Genomic DNA, 25,649 nt, shown 5'->3' with positions numbered 1-25,649 from the left:
TCAGGAGCCGTCGGCCTCCCCCAGAAACACATCGTTTTGACGACACCGACGAGCTTAGCTGCTCTCGCCGAGTGTTTGGCCAACATACAAGGAGCGAGCTTGCTCGCGGTGCATTTAAAGGCGGCGCTCTCTCGCAGACAGAACGCATTATCGTTCTTGTCGATCGCGAGCAATCTCGCTCCCACAGAAATTTTCTGCGAACACAATTTTTGTGAACAACAGAGTCACTGCGTGAGCGAACTTGCCCGCGACGGCCTCATCCCTGACAACACATCAAGCCCTGAACTGCCCCAGGCTCGCCTTCAACTGCGCCGCCAAACCGTCCAGCACCTTGCCGCTGGCCGTGGTCTCCACCACCGCCTGAGCCGCTTTCTCTGCCTGCGCGTGAATGGTTTCGACCCGACCACGCACAGCCTGCGCGCCCTGGGCTTGATGCGCGGCGGCCTGGGTTGCCAGACCGATCGCCGCATGTACCTGCTCCACCGAAGCCTGCACTGATTGCTGCAGCCGCGCACTGTCACGCAATACCAGCAAACCTTCGTTCGCCTGACGCCCAGCCTGACCGATCGCCGCCACCGCCTCACGCGCGCCTTGCTGCAACGCCACAATGTGCGCCTGGATATCGCCAGTGGAGCTCTGCGTCTTGCTCGCCAGCGCTCGCACCTCGTCCGCCACCACCGCGAACCCGCGCCCGGTCTCGCCGGCTCGCGCCGCTTCGATGGCCGCGTTCAGTGCCAGCAGGTTGGTTTGCTCGGCGATCCCGTGAATCACCGTGAGCACCACCTCAATCTGTTCACTTTGCTGCGCAAGCCGCTCGATCACTTGAGCCCCGGTTTCGACTTGACCAGCCAACGCTTCGATCAGGCTGCCGACTTTCGCCGAGGTGCGGGTGTTTTCGTCGGTGGCCTGACGGATATCAACGACCTGCTTCAAAGCTGCCTGCATGGCGTTGCTTTCAGACTGGGCCTCGTCAGCCATTTGCGACAAGGCCCGCAGACTTTCGGCCACCTCATCGCGCTGCATACCTGCCGCCGCATCGGCCCCGGCATTACGCAGGGTCATGGCGCCGATTTCCACGCCGGTACGCTGGGCCACGTCACCCGCTTCGCGCACGATCGGCTGCAACTTATCCACAAAGCGATTGACCGCCGAGGCCATGTCACCGATCTCGTCCTTGCTGCTGATCTGTACCCGCTTGGTCAGATCACCCTCGCCCGCCGCCAGGTCATCCATGGCGACAATCAGCATTTTCAAGCGGTTGACCACTCGACGCCCCAGCACCACTGCCAGCAACAGCAGGACACCGAAGCCCACCACCGCCAGACAGACACCGATGCGCCAGCGCAAGGTTGCTGCCGCTTCCTGAACGGTGTTGGTGGTATTGGCTTTCATTTCAGCCGCCGTGGACTGGGCCGATTGCAGTCGTGCACGCATGGCTGCCGCGCTATCCGCTGCCGCACCTTTGAGACTGTCACCCACCAATTGATCACTGCTGGCGATCAATGCGGAGAAGCGTTTGTCGAGGGCCGCCAGGTCGGTTTCCACCGACGCGGTCGAGACGCCCATCAGGACTTTGCCGATTTCCACACCATTGGGGTTGATCGAGGCTTCGATGTAAAAGACCGAAGGATCGTTCTTCGCCGCATCCAGCACTTTGTCCAGCGCCCTCTCGCCCTGGCCTTTCTCCAGAAGCGCCTTGTTGATCGGGTTTTCCCGGTTGAGGTAGCGCGTCAGATGCTGACCCGTGGCGTCGTCATACACCACGAACAGTACATTGGGATTGCGCTGGGCCCTTCGGGCAAACTCGGACAGGGTCGGAACGTCGTTATCCCACATCGCGCGCGGGGCGACTGAGGCCAGAAGCTGCGCCATGTCGCTGGCGGAGTCCTTCAAGTCCTTTTCCAGCGTCGCACGCAACTGCGCCTGCTCATCCTCCAGGCGCGAGGACAAACCGGTGGTAAGACGTTGGCGGGTACTGGCGGAGAGGTTATCGAGGCTCGACGTGACTTCTCGCCCCGCCTGCTCAAGCTCACCGGAAAGTTTTTGACTGTCCGCACCCAGGCGCATACCGAGATCGGCTTCCAATGCAGTCACCGTGCTCCGGGTCAGAGCGACAGCTACCAGCACTTGCACCAAAAGGGCGATACCAAGCGTAACGAACACTGGCCGCAACAAACGGCTTTGTAACAATGAGAGAACGGCCGACACTAGGAATCCCTCTGCTTTGGCGCCATTAAATTGATAGCACACCGGAAAGGATGCTCTTTTCAATGTTCGCAGCAAAGGTCATGCCGTTCAGCAGACAAAAACGACAAAGGGCCCGATTATGGGCCCTTTGTGTTTCACATCAATGACTTATCAAGCGAACGGATGACGCAGAACGATGGTTTCGTTGCGGTCCGGGCCCGTCGAAATAATGTCGATCGGCGCGCCGACCAACTCTTCGACACGCTTGATGTAGTTGCGCGCAGCCTGAGGCAGCTCTTCCAGGGTTTTGGCACCCAGGGTCGATTCGCTCCAGCCCGGCATTTCTTCGTAAACCGGCTCCAGGCCGATGTAGCTGTCGGCGTCGGTTGGCGCGTCGATCACTGCACCGTCAGCGTTTTTGTAGCCAACGCAGATATTGATGGTTTCCAGGCCGTCGAGCACGTCCAGCTTGGTCAGGCACAGGCCCGAGATGCTGTTCACGTCGATAGCGCGACGCAGGATGACGGCATCGAACCAGCCGCAACGACGGGCACGGCCGGTGGTAGCACCGAACTCGTGGCCACGCTTGGCCAGGAACGCACCAACGTCGTCGAACAGCTCAGTCGGGAACGGACCCGAACCGACGCGAGTGGTGTAGGCCTTGGTGATACCGAGGATGTAGTCCAGGAACATCGGACCAACACCCGAACCGGTCGCGATGCCGCCAGCGGTGGTGTTGGAGCTGGTCACGTACGGGTAGGTACCGTGGTCGATGTCCAGCAACGAACCCTGGGCGCCTTCGAACATGATGTCCTTGCCAGCGCGACGCAGGGCGTGCAGCTCGGCAGTGACGTCCAGCATCATCGGCTTGAGCAGCTCGGCGTATTCCATGCACTCATCGAGAGTCTTCTGGAAGTCGATTGCAGGCTCTTTGTAGTAATTGACCAGTACGAAGTTGTGGTAGTCCAGCAACTCGCCCAGCTTGGCGGCGAAACGCTCGCGGTGGAACAGATCACCGATGCGCAGGCCACGACGTGCAACCTTGTCTTCGTAAGCCGGGCCGATGCCGCGACCGGTGGTGCCGATCTTCAGCTCGCCACGGGCCTTTTCACGGGCCTGGTCCAGTGCTACGTGGTAGGACAGGATCAGCGGGCAGGACGGGCTGATACGCAGACGCTCACGCACCGGTACGCCTTTCTCTTCCAGCTTGTTGATTTCCCGCAGCAGAGCGTCAGGTGCAACCACCACGCCGTTGCCGATCAGGCACTGCACGCCTTCGCGCAGCACGCCCGACGGGATCAGGTGCAAGACGGTTTTTTCGCCGTCGATCACCAGGGTGTGGCCAGCGTTGTGACCACCCTGATAGCGCACTACGGCGGCAGCATGTTCGGTCAGCAGATCAACGATCTTGCCTTTGCCCTCATCACCCCATTGGGTGCCCAGGACTACGACATTCTTACCCATAACACTTGTCCTCATTCGCGCAAACTTGGTGCCGGCGGTGGCCGGCAGGAAAACTCAAGAAGCCAGTGGCGATACTTGCCAAAGCCCGTTCTGCTGAATCAATTGCCGGTCGCAGTCCGCTTCACGGGCGGCGGCCAAAGGTTGTCCAGGCAAGGCCTGAACGACACGCTGACCCTCACTGCGCAACTGGCAAACCTGCTGCCAGAGTGCCGCATCCGTACTGTCAGGCATCCAGATACCGCCAGACGGTAGCTCGATCTCAGCACGCCCCAGGGTCACCAGGGTTTTCAAATCGGTGGAGAAGCCGGTTGCCGGACGGGCGCGACCGAAATCGGCGCCGATGTCGTCGTAACGACCGCCCTGGGCGATGGACTGGCCAACACCCGGCACGAATACGGCAAACACCACACCCGTGTGGTAGTGATAACCGCGCAGTTCGCCCAGGTCGAAGTACAGCGGCAATTCCGGGAAGCGCACGGAGAGCCGCTCGGCAATCGCCAGCAAATCGTCCAGAGCTGCCAGAACCGGTGCCGGCGCCTTGGCCAGACGCTCGCGCGCAGCTGCCAATACTTCACGGCCGCCGCACAGGTCGACCAACGCCCGCAGCATGCCCGACAGATCGGCAGGCAAACCTTCGGTCAAGGTAATGACCTCGTCGATGGCCTTGCGTTGCAATGCGTCGAACAACTGCTGTTCAACTTCACCGGACAAACCGGCGGCGCGAGCCAGGCCGCGGTAGATACCGACATGACCGAGATCCATGTGCACGTCCGGCACATCGGCCAGTTGCAGCATGGCCAGCATCAGGCTGATGACTTCGACATCGCTGCTCGGGCTGGCATCGCCATACAACTCGGCGCCCAGCTGGATCGGGCTGCGCGAGGACGACAAGGCGCGCGGCTGCGCATGCAGCACGCTGCCGGCATAGCACAGACGGCTCGGGCCTTCGCGACGCAGGGTATGCGCATCGATACGCGCCACCTGTGGCGTGATGTCCGCACGGAACCCCATCTGCCGGCCCGACTGCGGATCGATGACCTTGAAGGTACGCAGATCCAGGTCCTGGCCTGCACCGGTGAGCAGGGATTCCAGGTACTCGATATGGGGAGTCACGACAAACTCGTAACCCCAGCTCTGGAACAGATCCAACACCTGGCGACGCGCAACTTCAATGCGCGCCGCTTCCGGTGGCAGTACTTCTTCGATGCCATCTGGCAGCAGCCAGCGGTCTACCGTTGCCATTACGCCTTCCCCTATATCCGGGCGGCCAGCCAGCCCTCGGCCGAGCCTTGAGTGAAGCAGAAAATGATTGTTCCGCGCATGAGCAACGGAGCGAAAAGCCTTCAACCGGCTTCGCCAACCACTTTCCTCGAAAAACCTGTCGAGCCTTTCGACTCGTACGCTTGCACCAAAACAGCAATCAAACGTGCAGACGCAAAAAAGCCGGGAATTTCCCGGCTGCCGCATCATACACACGTTTTGCCAAAGGATCACCCCGCCAGAGGCGTTAGCCGCCCGGCGGAATGATTTGGGTCAACGCCGTATCAAGGCTTGGCTTTTTCCAGGTAGTGGAAGAAGTCACTGCTTGGGTCGAGGACCATGACGTCGGATTTATTCGCGAAGCTTTCACGGTAGGCGCGCAGGCTACGGTAGAACGCGTAGAACTCCTGATCCTGACCGTAGGCCTTGGAATAGATCGAAGCGGCCTGGGCATCACCGTCACCGCGAATCTCTTCGGATTCACGATAGGCTTCAGCCAGCAACACGCGGCGTTGACGATCGGCGTCGGCGCGGATGCCTTCAGCCAGCTCGTTACCCTTGGCGCGGTGCTCGCGAGCTTCACGCTCACGCTCGGTGCTCATACGCTCGAACACGCTACGGTTCACTTCCTTCGGCAGGTCGATGGTCTTGACCCGAACATCGACAACTTCGATGCCCAGCTCCTTTTCAGCCATCTTGTTCAGCGAAGCGGTGATATCCGCCATCAGCGCGTCACGCTCACCCGACACTACTTCGTGCAAGGTGCGCTTGCCGAACTGGTCACGCAGGCCCGACTCCAAACGACGGGACAGGCGCTCGTCAGCGATTTGCTTGAGACCGGACGTCGCGGTGTAGAAACGCTCTGCGTCCTTCACCCGCCACTTGGCGTAGGCATCGACCATCACGGCTTTCTTTTCCAGCGTCAGGAAGCGTTGCGTCGGTGCATCCAGCGTCATCAGGCGTGCGTCAAATTTACGCACCTGGTTAACGTAAGGCACTTTCACATGCAGGCCAGGCTGTACATCGGCCTGGACCACGCGACCGAACTGCAGCAACACCGCACGCTCGGTCTGAGCCACGATGTAGAAGCAGTTCCAGCCAACCAGTACCACAACGACGCCAACAATCAGGGCGATCAGCGATTTATTGCTCATCAGCGGGTCTCCCTTGTACGCGTTTGCGGCGGGTCAGTGAGATGCGGCGCAACATCCGTGCTGCTACTGGCAGCGGCAGAACCGGTTACCGGCGCATTACCTCCAGAGCCGCTCTGAATCATCTTGTCCAGCGGCAAGTACAGCAGATTGCTCTGGCCATTCTTGTTGCCGGTCACGAGCACCTTGCTGGTGTTGGTGAAGACTTCCTGCATAGTGTCCAGGTATAAACGCTGACGGGTGACTTCAGGGGCCTTGCGGTACTCGGCCACCAATTTGGTGAAGCGATCCGCCTCACCCTTGGCGCGCGATACCGTTTCGTCACGGTAACCGTTGGCATTCTCAAGGATGCGCTGGGCTTGACCCCGCGCTTCCGGCACTACGCCATTGGCGTAGGTTTCAGCCTGGTTGCGCGAACGCTGCTCGTCTTCACGGGCACGGATCACGTCGTCGAAGGCTTCCTGGACTTCGCGCGGTGCCGCTGCGCTCTGTACGTTGACCTGGGTCACGGTGATACCGGTGCGATAGGTATCCATGAAGCGCTGCAGCCGCTCCTTGATTTCGCTGGCCATTAATTCACGACCTTCAGTCAGCACCTGGTCCATCGCGGTGGAACCCACCACATGGCGCAAGGCGCTGTCAGTCGCTTGCTGCAAACTGATTTCCGGCTGATCGACGCTCAGCACGAAATCCTGCAGGTTGCTGATCTTGTACTGCACGGTCAGCGGCACTTCGACGATGTTTTCGTCTTCAGTCAGCATTTGACCCTGCTTGGTATACGCACGCTCACGCGTGACGTTTTCCAGGTACTTCTTGTCGATCGGCGGGAAATAGATATTCAGACCCGGGCCGACGGTTTCGTAGTACTTGCCGAAGCGCAGCACAACGGCCTGCTCCTGCTCGTCCACAACATAGACCGCGCTGTACAACCACACGGCTGCCAGCACGACCAGACCAATGCCGAGCAGGCCGCCGAAGCCGCCACTCTTGCCCGGACCACCGCCGTCATCCCCACGTTTTTTACCACCACCGAACAACCCGTTCAGGCTTTCCTGCAGCTTTCGGAAGGCCTCGTCGAGATCCGGTGGTCCCTTGCGGTCGCCATTGTTGCGACGCTTGCCACCCCAAGGATCCTGATTATTCGAGTTGCCACCCGGCTCATTCCAAGCCATAGCGCTCTCCATCTGATAAAGCAAAGACGCACCCACGGCGCGCCGACCAATGCTACAGAATGCCTGTCACCACGGCACAACCGCTTTCTCAGGCTTTTATTGCAAAGTGTGTTGCTCGATGAATTCCATCGGCTGCAATCCTTCGCGGCTTACCAGTCGATTCAGCTCGACCCGGGGCAAACGAACGGCCAGCAAACTGATGCCTTCTTCGTCGTGTTCTTCTTTTTGCACCGCACCGAGTTCGAAAAACTGCGCACGCAGTCGAGCGAATCGTTGCGGCAAGCGCAGGGTACCGATAAACAAATCACTGCCAAGTAATTCGGCAATGGCTTGCTCAAGCAATTCCAGACCAGTGCCATCACGCGCCGACAGCCAGACCCGCTGGGGTTTGCCGTTTTCGTCGCGCTGAATTTGTGGCTCAACGCCTTCAAGCAAATCGAGTTTGTTATAGACCTCGAGGATCGGCAAGTCCTGGGCACCAATCTCGCCCAGCACCACCATCACCTGCTCGATCTGCAACATGCGATCGGGTTCGGCCGCATCGATTACGTGCAACAGCAGGTCGGAGTTGCTCGACTCTTCGAGGGTAGACCGAAATGCCTCGACCAGCTTGTGGGGCAAGTGACGAATGAAACCTACAGTGTCCGCCAGGACAATCGGCCCCAGATCGTCCAGATCCAGACGACGCAGGGTCGGGTCCAGCGTGGCAAACAATTGGTCAGCCGCGTAGACGTCGGATTTCGTCACGTTATTGAACAGCGTGGATTTACCGGCGTTGGTATAGCCCACCAGCGACACGGTAGGGATATCCGCACGCGAACGACCACGCCGCGACTGTTCGCGCTGGCTGCGCACCTTCTCCAGCCGGCCCTTGATCTGTCGCAGCCGAACCCGCAGCAAACGGCGGTCGGTTTCCAGCTGGGTTTCACCCGGGCCACGCATGCCGATACCGCCACCCTGGCGTTCAAGGTGAGTCCAGCCACGAACCAGCCGGGTGCTCATGTGGTCAAGCTGGGCCAGTTCTACCTGGAGCTTGCCTTCATGGGTACGGGCGCGTTGGGCGAAAATATCGAGAATCAGACCGGTACGGTCGATCACGCGACACTCGAAAACACGTTCGAGGTTACGTTCCTGACTGGGCGTGAGGACGTGATTGAAGATCACCAGATCGGCCTCTTCGGCCTTGACCAGGTCGCGCAGTTCCTCGACCTTGCCGCTGCCAATCAGGAATTTGGCGGTTGGCCGATGACGCGGCACGTTAAAGAACGCAACGGTCTCGGCGCCGGCCGAATTAGCCAATTCCTGAAACTCCTGCGGGTCTTCGCGCGCCTCAGGGTCCTGTCCATCCAAGTGAACGAGGATGACTCGTTCACCACCACCGTGGCGCTCAAAGAACAAAGGAGACTCCTATCAGGCGTTACCTGGCTCAGCATCACCTGTTTCGGATTCGGTTGCGCTAGGCAGACGAATTGGACGAACCGGCACTACTGTAGAGATAGCGTGTTTGTAGACCATTTGGCTTACGGTGTTTTTCAGCAGGATGACGAACTGGTCGAAAGACTCGATCGTGCCTTGCAGTTTGATACCGTTGACCAGGTAGATGGACACCCCAACTTTCTCTTTACGTAAAGTATTCAAGTAAGGGTCTTGTAGCGAATGCCCTTTTGACATGTGCCGCACTCCTTTAAGGATTCAATATAAAAAATAGGTAAACAGATGGCTTGTGGCCGCCACACCCCCAAGGATAGACGGCAATTGCAAGGACTCAGCTCAATATGGAGATGGTCCCCAGGTATTTCAAGGCGCGCGGCAGATTGTCGCGATCCAGGCTGTCCAGCCAATGCAAATCGGCCCAACTGCGCAGCCAGGTGAACTGGCGCTTTGCCAATTGGCGCGTGGCGATGATTCCACGCTCCTGCATCTCGGCTGACGTCAGCTTGCCATCCAGGTAGTCCCAGACTTGTCGGTAGCCTACCGCACGTATAGACGGCAACCCGGCATGCAGGTCACTTCGCTTACGCAGGGCTACGACCTCGTCGATGAATCCCTGTTCCAACATCAAAGTGAATCTTTGTTTAATTCGTTCGTGCAATACCTGGCGATTTGCCGGAGCAATGGCCAAGTTCGCGACAGTATAGGGCAATTGTTGCCGTCCCGAAGCGGCTGCTTCAGTACTTTGCGCAGATTGTTGCAAGCGCAGCTCAGTCATGCTTTGACCACTGACGCGATAAACCTCCAGCGCTCGACTAAGTCTCTGCGGATCGTTCGGATGAATCCGCGCCGCAGAAACCGGATCAATGACCGCCAATTGTTCGTGCAAGGCTTGCCAGCCAAGGCGTGCAGCCTCCTCTTCGATCTGCGCGCGAACATCCGGATCGGCGGCCGGCATATCCGCCAGGCCTTCGAGCAAAGCCTTGTAGTAGAGCATTGTGCCGCCTACCAACAGCGGAATTTTTCCGCGTGCAGTGATCTCGGCCATGGCCTCGAGGGCGTCCCGGCGAAAATCCGCGGCGGAATAGCTCTCGGCCGGGTCGAGAATATCGATCAAACGGTGGGGATACTGCGCCAAAAGTTCTTTCGACGGCTTGGCCGTGCCGATGTCCATGCCACGGTAAACCAGAGCCGAATCGACACTGATCAGTTCGCAAGGCAGGACTTTGGTAAGTTCGATGGCCAGGTCGGTCTTGCCGGCGGCAGTCGGGCCCATCAGGAAAATCGCAGGTGGGAGCTGGCTCATCAACGACCGCGCAAGAACAGTTTGTCCAGATCGTCCAGGCCCAACTGGGTCCAGGTCGGTCGGCCATGGTTGCATTGACCGCTGCGCTCGGTGCTTTCCATATCGCGCAGCAGACCGTTCATTTCCGCCAAGGCCAGACGCCGGTTGGCACGAATCGCGCCGTGGCAGGCCATGGTCCCGAGCAGTTCGTTCAGGTGCGCCTGAATCCGGTCGCTGGTGCCGTATTCCATCAGGTCGGCCAACACATCGCCGACCAGGCGATTGGCTTCAGCCTGCTTGAGCAAGGCCGGAATCTGCCGGATGGCCAGTGTTTCCGGGCCCAGCCGCTGAAGCTCGAAGCCCAGGCGCTGGAACCAGGCGACATGCTCTTCGGCGCAATCGGCCTCGCGCTGACTGACCGCCAGGGACTCCGGCACCAGTAGCGGTTGCCCGCTCAGACCTTCGCTGGCCATGGCGATTTTCAGGCGCTCGTACATGATCCGCTCGTGAGCAGCGTGCATGTCCACCAGCACCAGGCCCTGGGCGTTCTCCGAAAGAATGTAGATACCCTTGAGTTGGGCCAGCGCGTAACCCAACGGCGGGATATCGTCCTGGCCGGCCGGCAGCGCCACTGCGCTGGCTTCGGGCAAGGGCGCAAAGAATTCACGATAGGCGGCCTGGGCCTCTGCGGCTGGAACGGTGGACTGAGGTCGCGGGGTGTATTGGTACTGATAACCGGCGCCCGAACCCGAGCCGGACGGTGTATTGAACGATGGCTGCGCCTGAGGCTGCTCCAGCAGCGCATTGGCTGCCAGGCGCATTTCGCCCTGCGGACCGAACTCACCTGCTTCAAGCCCGGTAGGACGAACAATAGCCGTCGCCACTGGTGCAGCCAGTTGATCTTCCGGACGCACGTCCCCCAGGGCACGGTGCAACGTACCGTAGAGGAAGTCGTGGACCATGCGCCCGTCACGGAAGCGCACTTCGTGTTTGGTCGGGTGCACGTTGACGTCGACGCCCGCCGGATCGACTTCGAAGAACAGCACGAAGGTCGGATGCCGGCCATTGAACAGCACGTCGCGATAAGCCTGGCGCACCGCGTGGGCCACCAGTTTGTCGCGTACGGCACGGCCGTTGACGAAGAAATACTGCAAATCCGCCTGACTACGGTTGAATGTCGGCAACCCAACCCAGCCCCATAGATGCAGGCCATTGCGTTCGATTTCAATCGGCAGCGCCTGTTCCAGGAAACCCGGACCGCAGATCGCTGCCACTCGGCGGGCACGGGCCGCATCATCATGGGCCTCGTGCAGGCTGAGAATCGTCTTGCCGTTGTGGCGCAGATGGAACGCCACGTCGAAGCGCGCCAAGGCCAGACGCTTGATCACTTCTTGCAGATGATCAAATTCTGTTTTTTCGGTCTTGAGAAATTTGCGCCGCGCCGGCGTGTTGAAAAATAGGTCGCGGACTTCCACCGAGGTACCCACCGGATGGGCCGCAGGCTGCACGCGGGCCGCCATGTCACGGCCCTCGGTCTCGACCTGCCAGGCCTGGTCGGCATCACGGGTGCGCGACGTCAAGGTCAGGCGCGCCACGGAACTGATCGATGCCAGTGCCTCACCACGGAAACCCAGGCTCATGACCTGCTCAAGGTCTTCCAGATTACGGATCTTGCTGGTGGCGTGACGGGCCAGCGCCAGCGGCAGGTCATCGGCAGAAATGCCACTGCCATCATCACGCACCCGCAGCAGTTTGACACCGCCCTGCTCCACATCGACATCAATGCGCTTGGCGCCGGAGTCGAGGCTGTTTTCCAGCAACTCCTTGATTACCGAAGCCGGGCGTTCAACCACCTCACCGGCGGCAATCTGGTTCGCCAGTCGCGGGCTGAGCAGCTCAATGCGGGCAGCGTTGGTCAGCACCTCGTTCATTCCTTGGCCGCCAGCTCAGTGCCAGGAATGGTCAAATGCTGACCGACCTTGAGTTCGTCACTCGACAGGTTGTTAGCGCTGCGCAACGTGGCCGGCGACACTTGGTAACGCACCGCAATCATCGCCAGTGTCTCGCCCGGGCTAACCCGGTGGTCACGCGGGCCTTGGGCGATTTTGCCCGAGTCACGCAACCAGGCGATGTAAGTGCCAGGCGGCGGGTTTTGCTGGAAGAACTGGCGCACGCCGGCGCTGATAGAGCGTGCCAATGCCTGTTGATGGCTCGATGCTGCGAGTTTCGAGGCTTCGTTGGCGTTGGAGATAAACCCGGTTTCCACCAGGATCGACGGAATGTCCGGCGATTTCAGCACCATGAACCCGGCCTGTTCCACTCGCTGCTTGTGCAGCGGTGTGACCCGGCCGATGTTGGTCAGGACTTTCTGACCGACGTTCAGGCTGGAGGTCAGCGACGCCGTCATCGACAGGTCGAGCAACACGCCAGCGAGCATGCGGTCCTTGTCGTCGAGGCTGACGTTGCCCGCACCACCGATCAAGTCGGAACGGTTTTCACTGTCAGCCAGCCAGCGCGCAGTTTCCGAAGTGGCGCCGCGATCAGACAGGGCAAACACTGAGGCCCCGAATGCGGCAGCTGAAGGCGCGGCATCGGCGTGGATCGAAACGAACAGGTCCGCGCCTTTCTTGCGGGCAATTTCGGTACGGCCGCGCAATGGAATGAAGTAGTCACCGGTGCGGGTCAGTTCGGCGCGGAAACCTTTCATGCCACTGACCTGGCGTTGCAGTTCACGGGCGATGGCCAGCACTACGTCCTTTTCGTGCTGACCGCGAGAGCCCGAGGCACCCGGGTCTTCGCCACCGTGGCCGGCGTCGATCACCACAATAATGTCGCGCTTGCCGGCCGGCGCTGGCGGCAACTTGATTGCAGGTTCCGCCGGAGTCACCGGTACTGCCGGAACGGTCGCGACCGAAGGCGTCGGCGCTGGAGGTGGCGCGGCGTCGGACGGATTATCGAACAAATCGACCACCAACCGGTTGCCATACTGGGCGTTCGGTGCGAGGGAGAAGCTTTTCGGAGTGACAGCCTTTTTCAGGTCGATGACCACCCGCAGGTCGGTCGGCGTGCGTTGGGCCGAGCGCATGGCGGTAATAGGGGTATTGGAGGTGTTGACGTTCAGCGGCGCACCGAGGGTCGCACCATTGATGTCAATCACCAGCCGATCCGGGGCTGTCAGGGTAAAGACACTGTGCTGCACCGGGCCTGTCAGGTCAAACACCAGTCGCGTGTTGTCCGGCGCCCGCCACAGGCGAACACTGTTGACCTTCGTGTCGGCCACAGCGTCGACGGTTACCGCCAAAAAAAACACCCCAACGGCAGCAACCAACGCGCGAAAGCGCATACCTAACCCCATCATTTATTTGGATTCCAATGCCAAAGCGGCACACCAGGACTCGCCACGCGAGCCTTGGGGCAAAATTTTCAGCGAACGCCCGCTGTCATGCGGGCTAATGGTAATGGTCAGGTCGGGCTTTGGCAAAAAGCCTGCACCCTTGTCTGGCCATTCGATCAGGCACAGCGCGTCATCTTCGAAATAGTCGCGGATACCGAGGAACTCCAGCTCTTCCGGATCGACCAGGCGATACAGGTCGAAATGAAAGGCACGAATATCGCCGATCTCGTAGGGTTCAACCAAAGTGAAGGTCGGACTTTTTACCGCCCCGACATGCCCCAGGCCACGGATGATGCCCCGGGACAGCGTGGTTTTCCCCGCCCCCAGATCCCCCTCGAGAAAGATCAGACCGTGCCCTTGTGTGGTTTGGGCGATGCGCGTGCCGAACGCGGTCATCGCCTCTTCATCAGCCAGGTACAGGGTTACTTCAGACACGGTGCTTGCTCCTCCAACAACTGACGAATGGCTGGTATCAAATCACTGGCCGCCAGCCCACGGCCGAATTTACCTTGTTGCTCACCGGCGTTGGCATGCAGCCAGACCGCCAGGCACGCCGCATCGAACGCTTCCATGCCCTGAGCGATCAATGCACCGACCAAACCGGCCAGCACATCGCCCAATCCGGCGGCGGCCATCGCCGGATGCCCCTGGTGACATACCGCCAACCGCCCGTCAGGACTGGCGATCAAACTGCCGGCGCCTTTGAGCACCACGACCGCTGTATATTTTTTGCTCAGCGCATGGGCGGCAGCCGGCCGATCTGCCTGAACTTGCGCCGTGCTGATGCCTAACAAGCGAGCAGCTTCGCCCGGATGCGGGGTGATCACACAATCCCTGGGCAAACTCACCTGTTCCTCGGCCAGCATGTTCAGCGCGTCGGCATCCCAGACTTGCGGCAACGACGCATTGGCGGCAGCCGACAAAAGACTGCGCCCCCAAGCCGCCTGGCCCAGTCCGGGGCCGACCACCAACACGGAAACCTTTTGAAGTAATCCCATCAACTGATTGGCTGACGAAGCGCCCACGACCATCGCCTCGGGGATCCTGGCCAATGCCGCAGGCACGTGTTCGCTGCGAGTGGCCACCGACACCATGCCGGCACCGCTGCGCAATGCACTTTGCGCACTGAGCAGGATCGCGCCGCCGAAACCGCGATCGCCGCCAATCAGCAGCACATGGCCGAATTTGCCTTTATGAGAAGCAGGCGCCCGCCAAGCCAGGCGCGGCAGGTTGCCGGCATTCAGACGACGCGCACTGATCGGCGCGCCCCCAAGCAGCTGCGGATCGGCATGCAAGTCGTTGAACACGAGTTCGCCCACCACATCCGCCGCATCACCGGTGAACAAACCCACTTTCAAACCGATGAACGTTACGGTCAGGTCGGCACGTACCGCATGAGCGAGAACGCGCCCGGTATCGGCGCTCAGCCCGGAAGGGATATCCACCGCGGCCACGGGCAGACCGCTGGCATTGATCGCAGCAATGGCACTGGCATACGGCTCACGCACGTCGCCGCTCAGACCCGTACCGAGCAGGGCGTCGAGTACGACACCGCGCAATTCGGACTGCGCGCTCCATGCTTCAATGGAGACTTTTTCAGACACGGCCTCGGCATGGGCCAGGCCGGCATCGCCTTGCAACCGTTGCGGATCGCCCACTGCCAATACACGTACCGTCCATCCGGCGCGCCGGGCCAGCACCGCCACCAGATAGCCATCACCGGCATTGTTGCCCTGCCCCGCCAACACGCTCAATTCGTTCGCCGATGGCCACTGTCGCACCAGTGCTCGCCAGGTCGCACGCGCCGCGCGTTGCATCAATTCGAAGCCGGGCGTGCCGGCCGCGATCAGGCTCGCATCAAGCCCTCGGACCTGTGCGGCGCTGTACAGCGCGTCGGGTAAATCATCTTTAGTGTGCGGCATGCGTCTTCAGGCTCCGATGTCTGGCAGAATTATACGCACCTCAGCTCCGGTTTCTCTCGCCTCATGCCCGCTATTACTACAGATCTGCCCGCTCTCGCCCAATCCATCAAGGACTGGGGTCGCGAGCTGGGCTTTCAGCAAGTCGGCATCAGCGGCCTCGACCTGGGCGAGCATGAGCAGCATCTGGAGCGCTGGCTCGAGGCCGGCTACCACGGCGAAATGGACTACATGGGCGCCCACGGCAGCAAACGCTCGCATCCGGAAGAACTGGTGCCGGGCACATTGAGAGTCGTTTCCCTGCGCATGGATTACCTGGCAGGCGACACGCAAATGGCGCAAATGCTCGCCCAACCGGAAAAAGCCTACGTCTCGCGTTATGCCTTGGGCCGCGATTACCACAAATTGATCCGCAAACGCGTGCAACAACTGGCGGAAAGGATTCAAGCCGAAATCGGCCCGTTCGGCTTTCGCGCCTTTGTCGACAGTGCGCCCGTTCTGGAAAAAGCCATCGCTGAACAAGCCGGCCTGGGCTGGATCGGCAAGAACACTCTGGTCTTGAATCGCAAGGCCGGCAGTTATTTCTTCCTCGCAGAGCTGTTCGTTGATTTGCCGCTGCCGGTAGACCCGCCTCACGCCACCGAACATTGCGGGCGTTGCAGCGCCTGTCTCGACATCTGTCCGACCAACGCCTTCGTCGGCCCCTATGTGCTGGACGCCCGACGCTGCATTTCCTACCTGACCATCGAACTCAAAGGCGCGATCCCCGAAGACCTGCGACCGCTGATCGGCAATCGAGTGTTCGGTTGCGATGACTGTCAGATCGTCTGTCCGTGGAACCGCTTCGCCCGGCCGTCCGGCGAAAGCGACTTCAAGCCGCGACACAACCTGGACAACGCTCAATTGGCCGACCTGTTCATGTGGGACGAGGATAAATTCCTGAGCAGCACCGAAGGCTCACCCTTGCGCCGCACCGGTTACGAAAACTGGCTGCGTAACCTGGCGGTGGGCCTGGGCAACGCGCCTTCAACGATTCCGGTGCTGGAGGCGCTGAAAGCACGGCGAGATCACCCGTCTGAATTGGTCCGCGAGCATGTCGAGTGGGCGTTGAAACAACACGGCCTCCCGTAGGAGCGAGCCTGCTCGCGAAAAACTTGAGCACGCCACGGGGTGTCGGGTTTATAGCGTTATCGTTAACGACCATCGCGAGCGAGCTCGCCCCTACAGGGGATCGCCTCAGGGCTCGTCGTTGTAGACGAACTTGGGCATTTCCCAGTGAAAACGGATCGCCAACAAGCGCAGCAGGAAACCGCCGAACAGGGTGATCAGAATCGACTGCTCTCCGGGTAAATTCAGATAAAGACAGAGCATGTAGCACCACGCCGCAGCGAACGAGACGCTGGCGTAGAGCTCCCGGCGGAAGATCAGCGGAATATCGTTGCAGAAAATATCCCGCAGGATGCCGCCGAATACTCCGGTGATCACCCCGCTGACCGATGCGACCAGCATGCCGTGGCCCATTTCCAGGGCGGTCATGCAGCCGATCAGGGTGAATGCCACCAGACCGACGGCATCAAGCACCAGAAACAGCGAACGCAAGTGACGCATCCAGCGCGCCGTGAACACCGTGAACATCGCCGCGATGGAGGTCAGCACCAGGTATTCCGGGTGCTTGACCCAAGTCAGCGGGTAATGCCCCAGCAACACATCACGCACCGATCCCCCGCCCAGTGCCGTGACGCACGCGATCAGCACCACGCCAAACCAGTCCATGCCGCGACGCCCCGCGGACAGAGCGCCAGTCATGGCTTCGGCGGTGATGGCAATCAGGTAGAGCATCAACAACATGGTGGCGGTCCTTGCAGAAAGGCGCGCAGTCTACTGACTTCACCCAAGCACCAAAAGAGGGCGCAACTCTCTGGAGCCGGCTTGCCGGCGAAAGCGTCCTCAAGGGCCCCTCACTGGCAAGCCAGCTCCTATAGATCGGGTTTAAGGCTCAGGCCTTGATGAAATGCTTGCGGTAGTGCTGCAACTCGGCAATGGACTCGCGAATATCGTCCAGGGCCAGGTGGGTGCTGCCTTTCTTGAAGCTGTCACGCACGTCCGGCGCCCAGCGCGCGGCCAGCTCTTTGAGTGTGGACACGTCGAGGTTGCGGTAATGGAAATAGCTTTCCAGGGATTTCATGTGGGTATAAAGGAAGCGACGGTCCTGGCAGATGCTGTTGCCACAGATCGGCGACTTGCCTTTCGGCACCCACTTCTCGAGGAAGGCGATGGTTTCGGCTTCGGCTTCGGCCATGCTGATGCGGCTCTCGCGCACGCGCTGGGTCAGCCCGGAACCGCCGTGTTGACGGGTGTTCCACTCGTCCATGCCGGCGAGGACTTCGTCGCTGTGATGGATGGCGATCACCGGACCTTCAGCCAGCGTGTTCAGATCACTGTCGGTGACGATGGTGGCCATTTCGATGATGACGTCGGTATCAGGGTTCAGACCGGTCATTTCCAGGTCGATCCAGATCAGATTCTGCGGGTTTTGCATGTGTCGGCTCCTAGGCAATGCTGCGCAGTTTAGCCTAGGCCGGTGGCCGGGCGTGCTAAACTCGCGGCCGTTTTACCTAATCGCTGCATTATTGATACGGAACACCCATGGCCAAACGCCAACTCAATCGTCGTCAAAACTGGCGCATCGAAAAGATTCAGGGCGAACGCGCTGCCCGCGCCGCCAAACGCGAGTCCTCGGCTGTCGAGGCACTTGAGGGCGGCGATCTGGGCCCGGAACAGCACGGTCTGGTGATCGCGCACTTCGGCGTGCAAGTCGAAGTCGAGGCCGTGGATGGCGAACAGGCCGGTGAGGTTTTCCGTTGCCACCTGCGCGCCAACCTGCCGGCACTGGTGACCGGCGACCGCGTTGTCTGGCGCGCCGGCAATCAGGGCATCGGCGTGATCGTGGCGCAATTGCCACGCAACACCGAACTCTGCCGTCCGGACAGCCGTGGTCAGCTCAAGCCGGTCGCCGCCAACGTCGACATGATCGTGATCGTCTTCGCTCCGCTGCCCGAGCCCCATGCCAATCTGATCGACCGCTATCTGGTCGCGGCCGAGCATGCCGGCATCAAGCCGCTGCTGTTGTTGAACAAATTCGACCTGATCGACGAGCACAACGCCCCGGCATTGAACGCCTTGCTCGCGGTTTACCGCACGCTAGGTTACCCGGTACTGGAAGTGTCGGCGCACCATGGCAACGGCATGGAACAACTCCAGCAGCAATTGGACGGTCGCATCAGCGTGTTCGTCGGCCAGTCCGGTGTCGGCAAGTCGTCGCTGGTCAACAGCCTGCTGCCCAACGTCGAAACCCGCGTCGGCCCGCTGTCCGAGCTGTCCGGCCAAGGCACGCACACTACCACTACCGCTAGACTGTTCCACTTCCCCGGTGGCGGTGAGTTGATCGACTCCCCCGGCATCCGTGAATTCGGCCTTGGCCATGTCAGCCGTGCCGATGTCGAAGCCGGTTTCATCGAGTTCAACGACCTGCTCGGCACCTGCCGCTTCCGCGACTGCAAGCACGACCGCGAGCCCGGATGCGCCCTGCTCAAGGCTCTGGAAGATGGCCGCGTTCAGCAACAACGAATGAACAGCTACCGCTCGATCATCGCCAGCCTGCCGGAAAACGGCTACTAAACAGAGGCACCGACCGCCCTGCCCCCTCGGGGACGGGCGGTCGCTCGTTTCCGCCTACAAATACCCATCCGCCTTACACGTCAGACGCCTCTGTAAGACGCCCATCCAAGCACTTGCAGGACATTTCTGATTCGCCGCGCAAGCCTTGTTAGCGCTCCTCAATTGCATACATTCGAGCCCTCTTCGCATTCAGGCGACACCGAGGGACACCCATGCAAACCTACCACCTGTTCATCAGCCATTCGTGGAACTACTCCGATGCCCACGACAGACTGGTAAAACTGCTCACCGCGCACCCGACCTTCACCTTCAAGAATTTTTCAGTCCCCCCACACAACCCAATCGTTGGCGCACAAACCGACAAGCAACTTGAGCTGGCCATTGAAAACAAAATCCGACCTTGTTCGGCGGTGCTGATCATGGCCGGGATGTATTCGGCCTATAGCAAGTGGATCAACAAGGAGATCGAAATCGCCAAGCGCATGGGCAAGGTGATCATCGCGATCAAACCCTTCGGCGCCGAGCGTATTTCGACGGTGGTACGGGACGCCGCACATGCCGAATGTGCGTGGAACACCAACAGCATCGTCAGTGCCATTCGCCAGCACACGGCGGTGTAACCATGCGCAAGGGACTGTTTATCGGCATTAACAACTACACCCATGTGTCCCAGTTGAGTGGCTGCAACAACGACGCCATGGCCATGGCCTCGGTGTTGAAGACCGACGCCAATGGAGATCCGAACTTCAAGAACATCGTGCTCACTTCCGCCGAAGACTACTTGAGTCGCGAAAAGCTCGAAGACCAGATCCGTGAACTGTTCTCCGGTGACTGCAATGTCGCGCTGCTGTATTTCGCCGGCCACGGCAGTTTCGACCTCGATACCGACGAAGGCATGCTGATTCCTCAGGATTACAAATCCGCGAAGGACGGCATCCGGATCAGCGACATCCTGAACTGGGCGAGCAAAGCCACGAAAATCAAAAACAAGGTGATCATTCTCGACTGCTGCCAGGGTGGGTCGGCCGGCGAAACACGCGTATTGCGCAGCGAAGGCAGCGTGATTGGCGAGGGCATGACCATTCTGACGGCATGCAAAAAAGAACAGCCGGCGATGGAAGGTGCCGGTCACGGAGTCTTCACCGGTTTACTGCTTCAGGCATTACATGGCGGTGCCGCGAATATCCTAGGCAAAATAACCCCCGGCAGCCTCTATTCATTCGTCGACAACGCCCTCGACGCCTGGGAGCAGCGGCCGGTGTTCAAGACCAATGTCTCGCAGTTCATTTCATTGCGCGAAGTTTCGCCACTGATCCCCAAGGAAATACTGCGCAAACTGCCCGAGTGGTTCCCCGAGGCGGAGTCGGTCTACCCCCTCGCCCCCACCTTCGAGCCCACCGAGCCCGAATTCAATCCGGAGCAAGGCGAAGTCTTCGCCCAACTGCAAAAGTGCAACCGTCACAGCCTGATCGAACCGGTGGACGCCGAACACATGTATTACGCCGCCATTCACTCCACCGGCTGTCGCCTCACCGCCCTCGGCGCCTATTACCGTGAACTCGCGATCAAAGGACACTTCTGATGCCTGTGTTTATCAGCTACCGCCATATGGACCGCCCCTATGCGATGAACATCAACAGCCGTCTGATGCAGGCCAATATCAAGACCTACCTCGATGTACTGGACCCAGAATCCCAGACCACCGATGACATTACCGGGGTCATCACCCGCAACATCAGCGAATGCACGCATCTGCTGGCGGTGGTGTCGGAAAAGACGGCGTTGTCATGGTGGGTGCCGTTCGAAATCGGCGAGGCGACTATTACCAACCGGCGTATCTGCTCGTTCAAGACCGGACCGACAGAACTGCCGCTGTACCTCGATAAATGGCCGAAACTGACGCGTGAACAGGACATCGACTTTTTCATTGATGCCTATCGCAATGAAGTGACACTCAAACGCTCGATGGCGCTGGATTCGGTCACCGGCAACGAATCCATGCGAAGCGTCAACAGAACGAACGCCGATCGATTTCATACTGATCTCAAATCCAGAATTATTCGCGGATTCTGAAGCCGATATCACTTGGCTTGTATGAATGAACGACACCTGGAAAAATTTAAAGGGAATGACCTCATCAAGAGATGTGGGGCGTTATTTCAGCCCCACCACCGAAAACAGCCTCATTAGTTGACGGGCTGCCATTTACAGTAATCGCTTACTCCCGTCACCGAACCTTTCCTGTTTCGCCCCCCCGGCCAAACTGCATACCTATAGCCGATCCAAAGACTATAAAGCTCACTTATTACCACTCGATCTAACAACCTGTCAGATATGACAGTAGATGAAAGCAAAAGCCTCATTGATTATGTTGCCTGAGGAATGCAAATAGCATTGATAAAGCCGGATGCAGTGTTTACCGGCCACTTATCTTAATTGCTCCCTGGACCTTACGAGCAGAATCAATAGATCGCCGGCATCCCGCCTTTTAAATTCGCAAGAGCACTTACATATGAACATCAAGGAATTAGATAAAAAACATAACGTTCGAAAAATGACCGGCCACGTGTCGGCCATGATGAAAATGTCTATCGCTGACTTTCGCTTCGAGTCATATTTCTTACATGGCAACACCAACAATGAACATCGTTACATTAACGCCTCAAGCCAAAACGGCGAACACATCTTATTTGTCATCCCGGCAGGCTGGGGCCAAGGACCTCATATTTTAACGCCCGACTCAAACGTCATCAGATTTGAGCCAGGCAAGGGCTTACCGAACGATCCAGAATCGTGGTATGCACAACGAGGGGAATTGTTCATTACCAATACTAGCGAGACGTCTTTTTCAGGCACTTTTAACTGTTACAGATACACCAATGAAGACAAACCTGCGTTAATCGGCGGTACTTTTATGATTAATTTTACATCGATAGCAAAATAGCTTGATTCTTATCGAAAAACGCCGGGTTCATTGCCAGTACGCAGCTGAAAAAAACCCGTATCGAAAGATACGGGTTTTTTAGTGCCCTCAAAACTGAATGACGTCACCCCAAAATTGTCTCTTCCTTTCGTGGAAATTACGGTTTCACAGGCGGAGCACCGGGTTCAACCTTTTTTGGCGCCGGATCATCAAACAGGTTCAGTCGCTGGCGAAGCTCATGTGCCGGCAGCGGTTCCTTGTCCGCCGGCAACGCATTCGGGTCGGTTGGCGTGGCCGGTGCGGCGTCGGGAGCCGTCGAACCTTGCGGCGCATCAGGTGCAGGTTCGGCACCTTGCGAGCCTTCGATGGCACGCTGGGCTTTCTTCGTCAGCACGATGATGTCGATACGGCGATTGACCGGATTGAACGGATGTTCACGATCAAACAGCGCCGATGAGGCGTAACCCACGACACGCGCCACTTGCTGATCCGGATAGCTGCCCGCGACCAGCGCACGGCGAGCGGCGTTTGCACGGTTGGCCGAGAGCTCCCAGTTACCGAAATCGCCGGTGCCGGTGTACGGCTTGGCATCGGTGTGGCCGCTGATGCTGATCTTGTTCGGTACCGCTTTGATCGTGTCAGCCATGGCCAGCAGGATATCTTCGAAATATGGCTTCAGACGGGCTGAGCCCGAGTCGAACATCGGCCGGTTTTCGGCGTCCACGATCTGGATGCGCAAACCGTCCGGAGTGATCTCGAACATGATCTGGTCTTTGAATTTCTGTAGCTGCGGATTCTCTTCGACCTTGTTCTGCAGCTCTTGCAGCAACAGTTCGAGACGTTCCTTCTCGACCATCTCGGCCATGCCTTCGACCTGATCGGTATCGACAGTGACCTTGTCCGGCTGCGGCTGGGACTTCACCTCGGGGTTGAGGGTTTTTTCCGGCGCCAGGGTCGGCGTGCCGCCCAGATCGATGATGTATGGCGTGCCGCTTTCGGAGAAGCCGATCGGGTCCTTGAAGTAACCGGCGATGGCGATCTTCTGCTCCGGTGTTGCCGTGGACAACAGCCACAACACCAGGAAGAACGCCATCATCGCCGTGGCGAAGTCGGCGAAGGCGATTTTCCAGGCGCCCCCGTGATGCCCACCGGCGTAGCGCTTGACGCGCTTGATGATTATCGGCTGATTGTTCTCCATGACTTAGCGACCGCGAACCGCTTGTTCCAGCTCGGCGAAGCTAGGACGGTGCGCCGGGTACAGAACCTTGCGTCCGAACTCCACGGCCAGCGATGGCGGCATGCCGGAAGCCGAGGCGACCAGCGAGGCCTTGATGGCTTCGTAGACGTTCAGTTCTTCCTTGGCATCGTGGGCCAGGGAATGGGCCAACGGGCCGAAGAAGCCGTAGGCGGCGAGAATACCGAAGAAAGTACCGACCAGTGCCGCACCCACGTGCAGGCCGATGGACTTCTGGTCACCTTCACCCAGGGACGCCATGGTCACCACGATACCCAGTACCGCCGCGACAATACCGAAACCGGGCATGGCGTCAGCGATGCCGTTCACCGCGTGGGACGGATGCTCCAGGTCTTCCTTGAGGCTGAACAGTTCCATGTCGAACAGGCCTTCAAGCTCGTGGGGAGCCATGTTGCCGGAAGACATGATGCGCAGGTAATCGCAGATGAACGCGGTCATGCGCTCATCCTTCAGGACCGCCGGGTACTTGGCGAAAATCGGGCTCGCGGCGGCATCTTCGATGTCACCTTCGATCGCCATCATGCCTTCACGGCGGCTCTTGTTGAGAATCTCGTAGATCAGGCCCAGCACTTCAAGGTAGAAGCCATGGTTGAAACGCGAACTGAACATGCTCAGGGACTTCTTGAGCACGTGCATCGTCATGTAGCCAGGGTTGGCCTGCAGGAACGCACCGAGGGCCGCGCCGCCGATGATCATCACCTCGAAAGGCTGGATCAGGGCTGCAATTTTGCCGTGGGAGAGCACGTATCCGCCGAGCACGCTCGCGAATACGACGATGATGCCGATAATTTTAGCCATAGGTAGGAGAGCACTTACTGAGTCGGGTTCAAGGTCATATTCGGAAGTTAAAAAATCTCTTCTTCTACTTATCGGCAAAACTGCGCCAGACTATAGCCAGTTCAGGCGAAAAGCCAATTTGACCCGCTCCGGGCACAGTTAACGCTGACGATGATCGCCTCCCGACATGCCTAACGAAACGAACGTTCCAACTCCAAAACCGACCACTCTCGAAGGCTGGGTCAAGCTTCTCGATGGCGTGCGCCTGCCGGTTCCACAAGCCAGTCACGACCGCGTCTGGCGGGCCATTCGCGACCAACGCAGCTCGTTGCGCGACATCGCCGAATTGATGCAGGAAAGCCCGGCCCTGGCCTTGAGCGTGATTCGCGAAGCCAACCGACACACCCATGGCAGCATGACCGAGCCGGCGGAAAACCTTGAGGTCGCGATCAATCGCCTCGGCCTCAAACGCACCGAAGAACTGCTCGACCGGTTGCCTGTACTGCCTCAGGCCGATATTCCGAAAGCACTGCGTCAGTTGCAGATGATCAGCCAGCACGCCACGCAACAGGCCAACGGTTTTTTTGCCGGTCGCCTGGCGCGCCTGTGGCAGGACATCCATTGGGGCAGCCTGCTGTTTCTGTCGCCGCTATGGCCATTGGCGCTCACGCATCCGCAATTGCTTGAAGACTGGGAACTGCGGGTCATCCATAAAGGCGAGTCGGCGCGCAAAGTCGAAAAGCAATTGTTTGGCGTACGCCTGCTGGAAATCGGTCAGGCCCTGACGGACATCTGGCGCCTGCCGATCTGGGTGCAGCAGGGCTACCGTCTGCTGCTCACCGAGCAACGGGAACTGGTGAAGGTTCTGCGCATTGCCCGCGACAGCGAGCATCCATTGCGGCAACAGAACCGCCTCGATGACGATCCGACCCTGCGCCGCTGGCTCAATCAACCGGCCAACACCGTGTTGCTGGCCAACGGCCTGGCACTGTCGGCGCAACAAGCCTGGGACAGTCCGCACAGTCAGCGGTGGCAGTATCTGACCAGCCTTTACCTGCAGATACCGATGGACGAAGTGCAACAGCAACTGCACCAACAGGCAGCCAACAGCGCGCGCCATCACGCCATGCCGGACCTTTGGCACCCCGCCGAATCGCTGATTTGGCCGTGGGGCATGAATCGCATCCACGCCAGCTTGTTGCCTGCGGCGGCGCCCACCGCCGAGGACCTGGCGAAATGGCGTAAACAATGTGCCGAGCTGCTGTTCGAGCCCAGTCGTTTCACCAATGCCATGCACTTGACCATCGCCGCCCGGGACGCCTTGGTCGCGTGCGGCATGCGTCGCGTCATGATCCTGATGGCCGACCGCACCCACGCCAACCTGCGAGTGCACCAAACGGCGGGGTTGCCCAAGGAAGTGGCGGCGATGAATTTCGCAGTCAGCCAGAGTACCGTGCTGCAGCGCCTGCTTTCACAACAGGCCCAGGTACGAATCAACCCGACCAACAACGCGCAATTTTCAGCCCGACTGCCCAATGGCCTGCGCGCGCAGTTCAGCGGCGAGCACCTGCTGCTGCGCTCGCTGGTCAACAATGGTCGGGTGATCATGATTGTCGTGGCCGATCAGGGCGGCGGGCCGTTTTCGGAAATCACCGTGCAAGCCTTTGGCAAAACGGCGCAGTGCATCGAGAAAGCACTGCAAAACTTTAGCCGCCGCGGCCAATAGCGCTGCGCTACAATCCTCCCTTTTGTG

At 59.3% G+C, this 25,649-nt stretch carries 23 protein-coding genes; 7 read left to right on the top strand and 16 right to left on the bottom strand.

Annotated elements, in window-relative coordinates:
* Window positions 1-273: 273 nt before the first annotated feature.
* From ACVWYU_RS28110 to ACVWYU_RS28055, 12 genes are all read right to left on the bottom strand, one after another.
* Window positions 274-2,208: a methyl-accepting chemotaxis protein gene (locus tag ACVWYU_RS28110; RefSeq protein ID WP_390958395.1), complete on the bottom strand. Its 1,935-nt coding sequence runs from the start codon at window positions 2,206-2,208 to the stop codon at window positions 274-276.
* A gap of 150 nt (window positions 2,209-2,358) precedes the next feature.
* Window positions 2,359-3,651 carry an adenylosuccinate synthase gene (locus ACVWYU_RS28105; RefSeq protein WP_090328527.1) on the bottom strand — a complete coding sequence of 431 codons (1,293 nt, stop codon included), beginning with the start codon at window positions 3,649-3,651 and terminating at the stop codon, window positions 2,359-2,361.
* 54 nt (window positions 3,652-3,705) lie between these two features.
* Window positions 3,706-4,893, bottom strand: coding sequence for an ATP phosphoribosyltransferase regulatory subunit (locus ACVWYU_RS28100; protein WP_090328525.1), 1,188 nt, complete (start codon window positions 4,891-4,893; stop codon window positions 3,706-3,708).
* 302 nt (window positions 4,894-5,195) lie between these two features.
* Window positions 5,196-6,065, bottom strand: coding sequence for a protease modulator HflC (gene hflC / locus ACVWYU_RS28095; RefSeq protein ID WP_090328522.1), 870 nt, complete (start codon window positions 6,063-6,065; stop codon window positions 5,196-5,198).
* Complete coding sequence (gene hflK, locus ACVWYU_RS28090) at window positions 6,065-7,234, bottom strand: FtsH protease activity modulator HflK (protein ID WP_247257207.1); 1,170 nt, start codon at window positions 7,232-7,234, stop codon at window positions 6,065-6,067. The genes hflC and hflK overlap by 1 nt, the downstream gene beginning before the upstream one ends.
* A 96-nt stretch (window positions 7,235-7,330) precedes the next feature.
* Entirely contained in the window at window positions 7,331-8,632 is a 1,302-nt protein-coding gene (gene hflX, locus ACVWYU_RS28085; RefSeq protein WP_046819838.1) for a ribosome rescue GTPase HflX, read from the bottom strand.
* A 12-nt stretch (window positions 8,633-8,644) separates the two neighbouring features.
* Window positions 8,645-8,905 carry an RNA chaperone Hfq gene (gene hfq, locus ACVWYU_RS28080; protein ID WP_030128332.1) on the bottom strand — a complete coding sequence of 87 codons (261 nt, stop codon included), beginning with the start codon at window positions 8,903-8,905 and terminating at the stop codon, window positions 8,645-8,647.
* Between the two features lie 94 nt (window positions 8,906-8,999).
* Entirely contained in the window at window positions 9,000-9,971 is a 972-nt protein-coding gene (gene miaA / locus ACVWYU_RS28075; RefSeq protein ID WP_247257208.1) for a tRNA (adenosine(37)-N6)-dimethylallyltransferase MiaA, read from the bottom strand.
* Complete coding sequence (gene mutL / locus ACVWYU_RS28070) at window positions 9,971-11,869, bottom strand: DNA mismatch repair endonuclease MutL (RefSeq protein WP_457374224.1); 1,899 nt, start codon at window positions 11,867-11,869, stop codon at window positions 9,971-9,973. The genes miaA and mutL overlap by 1 nt, the downstream gene beginning before the upstream one ends.
* An 8-nt stretch (window positions 11,870-11,877) precedes the next feature.
* Entirely contained in the window at window positions 11,878-13,308 is a 1,431-nt protein-coding gene (locus tag ACVWYU_RS28065; protein ID WP_457374221.1) for an N-acetylmuramoyl-L-alanine amidase, read from the bottom strand.
* The gene (gene tsaE, locus ACVWYU_RS28060) at window positions 13,309-13,779 is read right to left on the bottom strand and encodes a tRNA (adenosine(37)-N6)-threonylcarbamoyltransferase complex ATPase subunit type 1 TsaE (RefSeq protein WP_090328509.1); all 471 of its coding nucleotides are present in this window, start codon (window positions 13,777-13,779) and stop codon (window positions 13,309-13,311) included.
* The gene (locus ACVWYU_RS28055; protein WP_457374220.1) at window positions 13,767-15,266 is read right to left on the bottom strand and encodes an NAD(P)H-hydrate dehydratase; all 1,500 of its coding nucleotides are present in this window, start codon (window positions 15,264-15,266) and stop codon (window positions 13,767-13,769) included. The genes tsaE and ACVWYU_RS28055 overlap by 13 nt, the downstream gene beginning before the upstream one ends.
* A gap of 63 nt (window positions 15,267-15,329) precedes the next feature.
* Here ACVWYU_RS28055 and queG point away from each other — a divergent pair, with 63 nt between their 5' ends.
* Complete coding sequence (queG, locus tag ACVWYU_RS28050; protein ID WP_247257210.1) at window positions 15,330-16,394, top strand: tRNA epoxyqueuosine(34) reductase QueG; 1,065 nt, start codon at window positions 15,330-15,332, stop codon at window positions 16,392-16,394.
* A gap of 105 nt (window positions 16,395-16,499) precedes the next feature.
* Here queG and ACVWYU_RS28045 read toward each other — a convergent pair whose 3' ends face one another.
* Window positions 16,500-17,111: a trimeric intracellular cation channel family protein gene (locus tag ACVWYU_RS28045; RefSeq protein WP_090328500.1), complete on the bottom strand. Its 612-nt coding sequence runs from the start codon at window positions 17,109-17,111 to the stop codon at window positions 16,500-16,502.
* A gap of 148 nt (window positions 17,112-17,259) precedes the next feature.
* Window positions 17,260-17,802 (bottom strand): oligoribonuclease, encoded by a 543-nt coding sequence (gene orn, locus ACVWYU_RS28040; protein ID WP_248915317.1) that lies wholly within the window; start codon window positions 17,800-17,802, stop codon window positions 17,260-17,262.
* A gap of 107 nt (window positions 17,803-17,909) precedes the next feature.
* Between orn and rsgA the strand changes: the two genes are divergently transcribed.
* The 5 genes from rsgA (at window position 17,910) to ACVWYU_RS28015 (ending at window position 21,885) form a co-directional block, all read left to right on the top strand.
* Window positions 17,910-18,941 carry a small ribosomal subunit biogenesis GTPase RsgA gene (gene rsgA, locus ACVWYU_RS28035; RefSeq protein ID WP_090328495.1) on the top strand — a complete coding sequence of 344 codons (1,032 nt, stop codon included), beginning with the start codon at window positions 17,910-17,912 and terminating at the stop codon, window positions 18,939-18,941.
* Between the two features lie 212 nt (window positions 18,942-19,153).
* Window positions 19,154-19,561, top strand: coding sequence for a TIR domain-containing protein (locus ACVWYU_RS28030; protein ID WP_047536690.1), 408 nt, complete (start codon window positions 19,154-19,156; stop codon window positions 19,559-19,561).
* Window positions 19,562-19,563: 2 nt separating this feature from the next.
* A complete protein-coding gene (locus ACVWYU_RS28025) occupies window positions 19,564-20,523 on the top strand; it encodes a caspase family protein (RefSeq protein ID WP_247257212.1) in 960 nt (319 codons plus the stop codon).
* The gene (locus tag ACVWYU_RS28020; RefSeq protein ID WP_457374219.1) at window positions 20,523-21,014 is read left to right on the top strand and encodes a toll/interleukin-1 receptor domain-containing protein; all 492 of its coding nucleotides are present in this window, start codon (window positions 20,523-20,525) and stop codon (window positions 21,012-21,014) included. The genes ACVWYU_RS28025 and ACVWYU_RS28020 overlap by 1 nt, the downstream gene beginning before the upstream one ends.
* 439 nt (window positions 21,015-21,453) lie before the next feature.
* Window positions 21,454-21,885: a hypothetical protein gene (locus ACVWYU_RS28015; protein ID WP_457374218.1), complete on the top strand. Its 432-nt coding sequence runs from the start codon at window positions 21,454-21,456 to the stop codon at window positions 21,883-21,885.
* 136 nt (window positions 21,886-22,021) lie between these two features.
* Here the strand turns inward: ACVWYU_RS28015 and motB are convergent, their stop codons facing one another.
* Both motB and motA read right to left on the bottom strand, forming a co-directional pair.
* On the bottom strand, window positions 22,022-23,062 hold the full coding sequence (gene motB, locus ACVWYU_RS28010; protein WP_457374217.1) for a flagellar motor protein MotB: 1,041 nt from the start codon (window positions 23,060-23,062) through the stop codon (window positions 22,022-22,024).
* Window positions 23,063-23,065: 3 nt separating this feature from the next.
* Window positions 23,066-23,917, bottom strand: a complete 852-nt coding sequence (gene motA / locus ACVWYU_RS28005; RefSeq protein WP_090328484.1) for a flagellar motor stator protein MotA — start codon at window positions 23,915-23,917, stop codon at window positions 23,066-23,068.
* Between the two features lie 166 nt (window positions 23,918-24,083).
* On the opposite strand from motA, the gene ACVWYU_RS28000 reads away from it, so the two are divergent.
* Window positions 24,084-25,622, top strand: coding sequence for an HDOD domain-containing protein (locus ACVWYU_RS28000; RefSeq protein ID WP_457374216.1), 1,539 nt, complete (start codon window positions 24,084-24,086; stop codon window positions 25,620-25,622).
* The last annotated feature ends 27 nt before the right edge of the window (window positions 25,623-25,649 follow it).

The organism is Pseudomonas sp. TE12234 (assembly GCF_054061835.1).
The sequence above is the reverse complement of the archived record's forward strand: the minus strand, read 5'-3'. Positions and strand labels throughout refer to the sequence as shown.